This is a genomic window from Amycolatopsis tucumanensis (genome assembly GCF_021654135.1).
Classification (GTDB): Bacteria; Actinomycetota; Actinomycetes; order Mycobacteriales; family Pseudonocardiaceae; genus Amycolatopsis_E; species Amycolatopsis_E tucumanensis.
The window spans coordinates 22,411-28,812 of record NZ_JAKGSD010000082.1 but is presented as its reverse complement, the minus strand read 5'-3'; the positions used below and the strand labels follow the sequence as shown (position 1 = coordinate 28,812).

At 72.0% G+C, this 6,402-nt stretch carries 7 protein-coding genes; 3 read left to right on the top strand and 4 right to left on the bottom strand.

The genetic code is table 11. The features are described from left to right. Positions 1 to 79: 79 nt before the first annotated feature. The gene (locus L2C96_RS41550; protein WP_020420057.1) at positions 80 to 982 is read right to left on the bottom strand and encodes a LysR family transcriptional regulator; all 903 of its coding nucleotides are present in this window, start codon (positions 980 to 982) and stop codon (positions 80 to 82) included. 83 nt (positions 983 to 1,065) lie between these two features. Between L2C96_RS41550 and L2C96_RS41545 the strand changes: the two genes are divergently transcribed. After that, positions 1,066 to 1,986 carry a DMT family transporter gene (locus L2C96_RS41545; RefSeq protein ID WP_237339995.1) on the top strand — a complete coding sequence of 307 codons (921 nt, stop codon included), beginning with the start codon at positions 1,066 to 1,068 and terminating at the stop codon, positions 1,984 to 1,986. Here the strand turns inward: L2C96_RS41545 and L2C96_RS41540 are convergent. Together L2C96_RS41540 and L2C96_RS41535 are read right to left on the bottom strand one after the other, a co-directional pair. Then, positions 1,944 to 2,618: a response regulator gene (locus L2C96_RS41540; RefSeq protein ID WP_020420055.1), complete on the bottom strand. Its 675-nt coding sequence runs from the start codon at positions 2,616 to 2,618 to the stop codon at positions 1,944 to 1,946. The genes L2C96_RS41545 and L2C96_RS41540 overlap by 43 nt on opposite strands. Continuing rightward, positions 2,615 to 3,964, bottom strand: a complete 1,350-nt coding sequence (locus L2C96_RS41535; protein ID WP_237339994.1) for an ATP-binding protein — start codon at positions 3,962 to 3,964, stop codon at positions 2,615 to 2,617. The genes L2C96_RS41540 and L2C96_RS41535 overlap by 4 nt, the downstream gene beginning before the upstream one ends. A gap of 113 nt (positions 3,965 to 4,077) precedes the next feature. Here L2C96_RS41535 and L2C96_RS41530 point away from each other — a divergent pair, with 113 nt between their 5' ends. Then, entirely contained in the window at positions 4,078 to 5,340 is a 1,263-nt protein-coding gene (locus tag L2C96_RS41530; RefSeq protein ID WP_020420053.1) for a PspC domain-containing protein, read from the top strand. Then, positions 5,333 to 5,572: a hypothetical protein gene (locus L2C96_RS41525; RefSeq protein ID WP_020420052.1), complete on the top strand. Its 240-nt coding sequence runs from the start codon at positions 5,333 to 5,335 to the stop codon at positions 5,570 to 5,572. Before L2C96_RS41530 ends, L2C96_RS41525 begins: the two co-directional genes overlap by 8 nt. A 56-nt stretch (positions 5,573 to 5,628) precedes the next feature. Here L2C96_RS41525 and L2C96_RS41520 read toward each other — a convergent pair whose 3' ends face one another. After that, complete coding sequence (locus L2C96_RS41520; RefSeq protein ID WP_237339993.1) at positions 5,629 to 6,393, bottom strand: GIDE domain-containing protein; 765 nt, start codon at positions 6,391 to 6,393, stop codon at positions 5,629 to 5,631. Between the last annotated feature and the right edge of the window lie 9 nt (positions 6,394 to 6,402).

Here is a 6,402-nt window from a genome sequence, read left to right as displayed (position 1 = left end):
GATCGGGTTGCGGGAGAGGGGTGGCTCGGGGGGGTTGGTGCGTCGCGTTGCCGGGCGGCGGTGTCGTGCTGGTGGGGCTTTATGCGGCGACGTCGTTCTTGATGTCCTTGAGGACCTCCAGCAGGTGGCGGACCGCGGGCTGGTCGCGTGACCGGGTGGCCACGGCGGCGTGGATCGGGCGGATCGGTTCCGGGTTGCGGATCCGGCGGATCACCGCGCCGGGCTGGGGTGCGCCCAGGCCCAGCACCGGCACCAGGCTGATGCCGAGGCCGGCCGCGACGAAGCCCTGCGCCGTCGCGTAGTCCTCGCACTCCATCACGAAGTTCGGCACGAAACCGGCGGCCCCGCAGGCGGCCATGAGCACGTCCCGGCAGGGGCCGGGCACGCCCTCGTTGCTGATCCACGGCTCGTCGGCCAGGTCGCCCAGGTCCACGACCCGCTTGCGGGCCAGCGGGTGGCTCTTCGGCAGCGCCACGCGGTACGGGTCGTCGAACAGGTGGCACAGCTCGACACCCGGCTTCGAGTACGAGCCCGAGAACACCACGATCGCCACGTCGGCGTCCCCGTTTTCCACCTGCGGCAGCGCCTCACCAGGCTCCAGCAGCCGCAGGTCCAGCTGCACGCCGGGGTAGTCGCGGCGGATGGCCGCCACCGCGGGCGGCACCAGCGACGCGCCTGCCGTCGCGAAATAGCGGATCGCCAGGCGGCCCGTGCGGCCCGCCTTCAGGTCGGCCAGCTCGGACTCGGCCTTGGACAACTGCGCGAACACGACCTCGGCGTGCTGCGACAACAACGCGCCCGCGGGCGTGGGCCGCACCCCGCGGCCGACCCGCTCCAGCAGCGCCGTGCCGGTCTCTCGCTCCAAAGTGGACAACTGCTGGCTGATCGCGGACGGGGTGTAGCCGAGGTTCCGCGCGGCCGCGCTGATCGACCCGCTGGACACCACGGCCCGCAGCACCTGCAACCGGCGGACGTCGAGCATGCCCCGAGAATACAGTTCTGCTAACAGCAGCGTGTAGGGATTTTCGCTTGTCCTTACAGATCACCGGCGCGATCGTGAACGCCGTGGCAGAAACGAAAACCTTGCTGCGCCTGGCCGCGCTGGCACTCATGTGGGGATCGAGCTTCCTGTGGATCAAGATCGGGCTGCAGGCGTTCACGCCGGTCCAGATCGTGCTCATCCGCACCGTCCTGGGCAGCGCCGTCCTCATCGCGCTCTGCTACGCCGCCCGCGACCGCCTCCCTGCCGGACGACGGATCTGGAAGCACCTGCTCGTCGCCGCGCTGTTCCACAACGCGCTGCCGTTCCTGCTGTTCGCGATCGGCGAGCAGACCGTCAGCTCGGGCGTCACCGGCGTGCTGAACGCGACCACCCCGCTGTGGACGCTGCTCATGGCCGTGCTGATGGGCGTCGAGCGGCGGCTCGACCCGCCGAAGCTCGCCGGGCTGTTCGCCGGGCTCGCCGGCACCGTGCTGATCTTCGCGCCGTGGCAGGAATCCAGCCTGCTCAGCTGGGGTGCGCTGGCCTGCGTCGCCGCCGCGGTGAGCTACGGGTTCGTCTTCGTCTACGAGGGCAAGCACCTGTCCGGCACCGGCTCGTCGCCGGTTGCGCTGGCGGGCGCGCAGATGACCGCGGCGACCGGGTTCACGCTGCTCGCGATGCCCGCCGGTGGCACCACGCCGGTGCACCTGTCCGCGGGTCCGGTGATCGCCGTGGTGATCCTCGGGGTGTTCTCCACCGGCGTCGCGTTCGCGCTGAGCTATCGCCTGCTGGCGACCGAAGGCGCGGTCGCCGCATCCACCGTCGGCTACCTGATGCCCGTCGTGTCACTGGCGCTCGGCGCGGTCTTCCTCGGCGAGGACCTCAACCCGCGGATCCTCGCCGGAGTCGCCGTCGTGCTCGCCGGAGTCGCCCTGACCCGCTTGCGGCGCCGGGTGCTGGTTCAGACCAGCCTGCGGTCCGAGGCCCAGCGCGAGAGCTCGTAGCGGTTGGACAGCTGGGTCTTGCGCAGGACGCTGGACACGTGCGTCTCGACCGTCTTCACCGAGATGAACAGCTCCGACGCGATCTCCTTGTAGGCGTAACCCCGCGCGAGCAGGCGCAGCACGTCCCGCTCACGCGGGGTCAGCAGGTCCAGCTCGGGGTCGCTGATCGGCGCCGAACCCGGGCGGTCGGCGAACGCGTCCAGCACGAACCCGGCCAGCCGCGGCGAGAACACGGCGTCGCCCTCGGCGACCCGCGCGATGGCCCGCACCAGCTCCTTCGACGAGATCGTCTTGGTGACGTACCCGCGGGCGCCGGCGCGGATGACCGCGATGACGTCCTCGGCCGCGTCGGACACCGACAGCGCCAGGAACACGACGTCCGGCAGGTCGGTGCGGACCCGGCGGAGCACCTCGGCGCCACCACCGTCCGGCATGTGCACGTCGAGCAGCACGACCTGCGGCTTCGTCCGGGCGATGCCGGCGACCGCCTCGGCGACCGAACCCGCCTCGCCGACCACCCGCACCTCGTCGGTGATCGAGTCCAGTTCGGTGCGCACCCCGGCCCGGAACAACGCGTGGTCATCGACCAGGAACACGCTGATCGGGGCCTTCGGCTGCGGTGTCTCGCTCAACGCGTCCCTCCAGAATCGGCTTTCACCGGCATCTCCAGCTGCACTTCGGTCCCGTCCCCCGGCGCCGTGCGCAGCCGTACCGTGCCGCCGTTGCGCTCCATCCTCCCCCGGATCGAGTCGGCGAGGCCATGCCGGTCCTCCGACACGGTCTCCGGGTCGAAGCCCTTGCCCCGGTCCCGCACGAACACGGTGACCGCCGTGGGCTCGACCTCGGCGTAGACGCTCACCTCGTCGACCCCCGCGTGCTTGGCCGCGTTGACCATCGCCTCGCGGGCCGCCAAGACCAGCGCGGTGAGCCGGTCGTCCAGCTGCGCCTCGCCCACCACGACCTGCGACACCGAGATCGCGAAGGTGTCCTCGACCTCGCCGCAAGCGTTTGCGATCGCCTGGGAGAACGCGACCGACCGGTCCTCGCCCTTCTTCTCCGGCGTCCCGTAACCGGACGGGCCGTAGAGCCAGCCGCGCAGCTCGCGTTCCTGGCTGCGGGCCAGCCGCGCGACCTCCTTGGGCGACTCCGACTGCTTCTGGATCAGCGCCAGGGTCTGCAGCACCGAGTCGTGCAGGTGCGCGGCGATCTCCGCGCGCTCCTCGGTGCGGATGCGGGCCCGGCGCTCCTCCCCCAGGTCGCGACCCATCCGCAGCCAGAACGGCACGGTCAGCACCGCCACCCCGACCAGCGTCGCGAGCACCGCGAGCAGCGCGAACTGCACCTGGTCGAGCGACCCGCTGCGCAGCACGACGACCCCGATGCCGGTGATCACCAGCGCGACACCGGCGAGGATCCGGATCGCGGCCGACCACCCGCCGCCGCCGAGCACCATGCCCGCGACGCCGGACCGCGCGCCGTCCCGCCAGCGGCGGCGCTGCGACTCGTCGGCCTCCCGCCACACGACCGCGGCGCCGACCAGGGCCAGCGCCAGCGGTACCGCGACCCACCCGTTGATCGCGCCGGTGATCGCCCCGCCCGCGACCAGCAGCCCGACGCCCAGGATGAGCAGACCGATGGCCTGCTGCTTCTCCCGCGGCGTGGCCGGCGTCTCGGTCTCCTCGCGACGCCGCTGCGGCACGAACACCCACAGCAGCCCGTAGGCCACCAGCCCGGCCCCGCCGAACGCGGCCAGGATGGCAAACGTGGCGCGCACCCACAGCACCTTGATGCCGAGGTGGTCGGCCAGGCCCGAGGCGACACCCGCCACGACCCGGCTCGACCGGCGCCGATACATCTTGGGCCGCTCGTCGACCTCCGCCAGCGCGCTCCCGGCGGCAGGCACGACCGCACCCTCGCCCGGTGAGCGCGGGAGCGGCATGCCGGTCTCGGTGCGCGGCTTCTCCTGCACGTGATCCATGGTTCTGCCATGGTCACACGGCCGCAACCACGATTCATCGGGGAAAACCCCGGGGATCGCGGCCGTCGCAAACTCAGGGTCGTTCCCCGATGTGCACGCGGGCACGCTGCCGCATGCTGGGCACCATGAACGACACGGCAGAGGCTCCGAAACCGCAAGGCCTGGGCGGTTTCGAGGAGACCGTGAAGGACTTCTGGGCCAGCCGGCCGCGCCGTCCCGCCAAGGGCGGCAAGATCGGCGGCGTCGCGGCGGCCATCGGCAACCGGTACGGCATCGACCCGGTGATCGTGCGGGTGGCGTTCGTGACGGCGACCGTGTTCGGCGGCGTCGGCGCTTCGCTGTACCTGCTGTGCTGGCTGCTGTTCCCGGCCGAGGGCGACGAGGTGTCGCCCATCGAGTCGCTGTTCGGCCAGGGCCGCAGCTCGATGTCCAAGCACATGACGATCGTGCTGGCCATCCTGTTCTTCCCGCTGTCCAGCTGGGCGTTCGCCGGCGGCTGGTTCGACGGGGGCGGCATCATCGGCGCGGCGATGATGGTCACCGCGCTGTACCTGCTGCACCGCGGCCGCGGGCACGTCAACCGGCCGGTGCCGGTGACCCGCGTGGCCACCGAGGTCGGACCCGCCGCGTTCTCGATGAGCGCGCCGGGCACCACCGAGCGGGCCGAATCCGGGTGGGACCCGCTGGGCGCGGACCCGATGGCATGGGACCTGCCGGACCCGGTTCCGCCTCCGGCCCCAGCCCCGCCGCCACCGCCGCGCGCGCCGCGGCGGACGAGCAAGATCGGTGTCGCGACCTTCGGCATCGCGCTGCTGGTCGCCGGGATCGGCGCGGCCATCGGTTCGTCCGGTGAGGCGTGGTTCTCGCCGCAGCACGTCATCGGGCTGGTGCTCGGGGTGCTGGGCGTCGGGATGGTGGCCGGCGCGTTCGCCGGTGGCGGCCGCAAGCTGGCCGTGCTGGCGGTGCCGCTGTCGATCGCGGGCGTCGCGCTCACCACGGTCCCCGTCGCCGACTACTCCGGCGGGCTGGGCGACCTGCGGGCCACGCCGACGAGCGCGGCCGAGGTGCTGCCGAGCTACCAGCGCACGGCCGGGACGATGGACCTGGACCTGACCAGGCTGCCCGCGGACGTGCCGGTGACGACCGAGGTGCACCTCGGCGCGGGCGACACGACGATCCGCGTGCCGGCGACGGCGGACGTCACGTACTCCTGCGAGTCGCAGGCCGGTGACGTGAGCTGCTTCGGCCGCGAGACCAACGGGGTCGGGATCGCCCCGATCACCGGGGTGGACTACGGGATCGACGGTCCGGGCGGGCTGCAGCTGACGCTGAAGGCCGACCAGGGCGTCGGGAGCTTGGAGGTGCGCCGTGGCTGAGAACCCCTACGCCCACGACACGGAGACGCCGGCGCCGCCGGAGCGGCGGCGCGGGGTGGACGTCGTCACGCTGATCCTCGGCATCGCGACGCTGCTGGTGTCGGCCTACGTCCTGTCCGACGGCGCCTCGTGGCTGCCCTCCTTCGACCTGAAGTGGGTGCTCGCAGGCGGCGCGGTGCTCGTCGGGGTGCTGATGCTGGGCGCGTCGATGCGGGGAGGCCGGCGGGACTGACGCCGGGAGTTGCCAGGCCAAAAGGGAGCCGCGGATGTTTCCGCGGCTCCCTTTTTTCAAGCCATGATCCAGAATTCGGTCACGATCAGGGCGAGGCCGACCAGGACCAGCGCGCAGGCGGCGGCTCCGAGCAGGCGGTGGCGACGGCCCCGGCCCGCACGCAGCTCGCCCTCCGGTTTCGCGGCGATGATGAAATCGCTGCCGTCCTCCGGTTTCCCGATGACCAGCGAGCCGGTCACGTCGCGCGCTTCGCCGAGGACGTAGAGCCAGGTGCCGGGCCGGATGATCCACTCCTCGTAGTGGAAGCCGAGGGTGCCCCGGCCCCGCGGCCACTGGAGACCGAGGAACTCGACCGTCTCGGCCCGGAAATCGGTCTGGTAGGAATCGACCGGCTTTTCCACCGCCTCCGGCCGGGCACCGTCCGCGACCAGCTCGATCGGGCGGCGCTGCGGATCGACGAGCACGAAGCTCGACGGCGCCTGCCCTTCGGCAACCGTTTCCCAGCGCTTGCGGTGGTGCCACTTGCCGCTGCGGAACCAATAGCGCCGCCGGACGCGGTAGCTGTACCAGACGCAGGGGGTCTTGCTGAGCTCCGACGTCAGCAGTCCGCCGGCACCCGGCTGGGCGGCGCCGATCACCTCGGTGATCTTGCGGAACCCGCCCTCGGGTCGCGGCCGCGGAACCATCCGCCGCATCTGCTCCAGTTGCGCGACCCTGAGGGTGGGCGTGGCGGTCATGGCCCGGATCTGCGCGCCCGCCTTGCGCGCGCGGCGGAACAGGAACACCGCCACGACGATCAACGCGATGCCGGCCAGCGACACGCCGCCCCC

Excerpts from the sequence above, each read along its gene's own strand:
- L2C96_RS41535 (WP_237339994.1), bottom strand. The coding sequence starts at position 3,964 with ATGGATCACGTGCAGGAGAAGCCGCGCACCGAGACCGGCATGCCGCTC.
- L2C96_RS41550 (WP_020420057.1), bottom strand. The coding sequence starts at position 982 with ATGCTCGACGTCCGCCGGTTGCAGGTGCTGCGGGCCGTGGTGTCCAGC.
- L2C96_RS41530 (WP_020420053.1), top strand. The coding sequence starts at position 4,078 with ATGCTGGGCACCATGAACGACACGGCAGAGGCTCCGAAACCGCAAGGC.